Below are 2,702 nucleotides of genomic sequence, written 5' to 3' on the forward strand. Positions count from 1 at the left end.
TCGTGGCGCCACCGACAGTCAGCATCTACGCCAGCTACCCCGGCGCCACGCCCCAGGCCATGAACGACTCCGTCGTGAGCCTGATCGAGCGCGAGCTCTCCAGCGTCAAGAACCTGCTCTATTTCGAGTCCGCGACCGACACGTCCGGCTCGGCCTCGATCACGGCCACCTTCAAGCCGGGCGCGAACCCGGAGCTGGCCCAGGTCGACGTCCAGAACCGCTTGAAGACGGTCGAGCCGCGCCTGCCCCAGACCGTGCGCCAGACCGGCGTCAGCGTCGAGAGCGCCGCGTCCAACTTCCTGATGATGGTCAGCCTGCGCAGCATCGACGGGCGCGACGACGAGGTCGCGCTCAGCGACTACATGGTCCGCAACATCGCCGACGAGCTAAAGCGCGTGCCGGGCGTGGGACGAGTGCAGATGTTCGGCTCGGAGCGTGCGATGCGCATCTGGGTCGATCCCAACAAGCTGACGGGTTTCAATCTTTCGCTGAGCGACGTCACGGCGGCGATCGCGGCCCAGAACCAGCAGCTGGCGCCCGGCGCCTTGGGTGGCGAGCCGACGGTCCAGGACCAGCGCGTGACGGTTCCGCTGACCGCCGACGGCCAATTGCAGACCGTCGAGCAGTTCAAGGCCATCGTGCTGCGCGCCAATACCTCAGGCTCGCGCGTCACCTTGGACGACGTCGCACGCATCGAGCTGAACTCGGCGAACTTCAACTTCGCCACCCGTGAGAACGGCCAGCCGGCCACGGCCCTGGGCGTTCAGCTTTCACCCGGCGGCAACGCGGTGCGAACCGCGGCGGCGATCCAGGCCCGGCTGGACGAGCTGCAGAAAGTCGCGCCGCCTGGCATGAAATTGGCCATCCCCTTCAACACCGCGCCTTTCGTCCGGATCTCGATCGAGAAGGTCGTCCAGACCCTGATCGAGGCCATGGCGCTGGTGTTCCTGGTGATGTTCCTGTTCCTGCAGAAGGTCCGCTACACCCTCATCCCGGCCATCGTCGCGCCGATCGCCCTCTTGGGGACGTTCACGGTGATGCTGGCGGCGGGCTTTTCGATCAACGTGTTGACGATGTTCGGCATGGTGCTGGCGATCGGCATCATCGTCGATGACGCGATCGTCGTGGTCGAGGCCGTCGAGCGGATCATGGCCGCCGAGGGGCTCTCGCCCAAGGACGCCACCCGCAAGGCCATGTCGGAAATGACCAGCGCGATCATCGGCATCACCGCCGTGCTGGCGGCCGTGTTCATCCCGATGGCCCTGGCGGACGGTTCGGTCGGCGCGATCTATCGCCAGTTCACCCTGTCGATGGCCGTCTCGATCCTGTTCTCGGCCTTCCTGGCCCTGTCGCTGACCCCGGCCCTGTGCGCGACCCTGCTCAAGCCGATCGACGGCCATGCGCCCAAGACGGGCTTCTTCGCTTGGTTCGACCAACGCTTCGACCGCCTGACAGACGGGTACGAGAGCCTGCTGGGCAAGGTTCTGCGCCGCGGCGGGCGCGCCATGGCCGCGTTCGGCGTGATCGTCGCCATCACGGTGGGCGCCTTCCTGATCCTGCCGTCGGCCTTCCTGCCCGAGGAAGACCAGGGCTACTTCATGACCTCGTTCCAACTGCCGGCCGACGCCACAGCTCAGCGCACCAGCGAAGCCGTCGCGCGCTTTGAGCACTATGCCCGCTCGCGTCCCGCCATCGAGACGACCCAGGCCGTCACCGGCTTCAGCTTCTCGGGCCAAGGCCCCAACGCCGCGCTCGTCTTCACGATGCTCAAGGACTGGAAGAAACGCGACGGCGCGACCAGCGCCGGCGAGGTCCAGTCCGCGACCGAGGCCATGAAGGTCCAGCGCGAGGGCGAGATCATGTCGATGATGCCGCCGTCGATCGACGAGTTGGGCAACTCGTCGGGCTTCACCCTGGCGCTGCAAGACCACGCCAATCGCAGTCCTGAGGCGCTGATCAACGCCCAGACGCGCCTGCTGGAGCTCGCCGCCCAAAGCAAACTTGTGGCCGGCGTCTATCCCGACGGCCTTCCGCCGGGCTCGACGGTGCGGCTGGATATCGACCGGCAGAAGGCCCAGGCCCTGGGCGTCTCCTTCACGGCGATCGGCGACACCCTGTCGACCGCCCTGGGTTCCAGCTACGTCAACGACTTCATCAACGCGGGCCGCCTGCAGCAGGTGATCGTCCAGGCCGACGCGCCGTTCCGGATGCAGCTTGGCGATGTGTTGAAACTCTATGTCCGCAATGAGTCCGGCGGGATGGTCGCGCTGTCCGAGGTGGTGACGCCGGTCTGGACTAAGGCGCCGGCCCAGATGATGCGCTTCAACGGTTATCCGTCGGTCCGGCTCGCCGGATCGGCCGCGCCCGGCGTCTCGAGCGGCCAGGCCATGGCTGAAATGGAGCGGCTGGCCGCCCAGCTTCCCGGGAGCTACGCGGTCGCGTGGACCGGTCAGTCGCTGCAGGAGAAGCTGGCGGGCGTCCAGGCCCCCGCCTTGCTCGCCCTGTCTATGCTGGTCGTTTTCCTGGTCCTGGCGGCGCTTTATGAGAGCTGGTCGATCCCGCTATCGGTGATGCTGGCGATCCCGCTGGGCCTGATCGGAGCCCTGGCCGCGGTGCTTTTGCGCGGCCTGCCCAACGACGTTTTCTTCAAGGTCGGGCTGATCACCATCATCGGCCTGTCGGCCAAGAACGCCATCCTGATC

1 protein-coding gene is annotated in these 2,702 nt (G+C 66.7%); it reads left to right on the top strand.

Features of this window, described 5'->3' with window-relative positions:
- On the top strand, positions 1-2,702 hold a 2,702-nt coding region (locus VJ655_RS14345), incomplete at both ends, for an efflux RND transporter permease subunit (RefSeq protein ID WP_324112184.1).

This window comes from Caulobacter sp., assembly GCF_035254145.1.
Classification (GTDB): domain Bacteria; phylum Pseudomonadota; class Alphaproteobacteria; order Caulobacterales; family Caulobacteraceae; genus Caulobacter.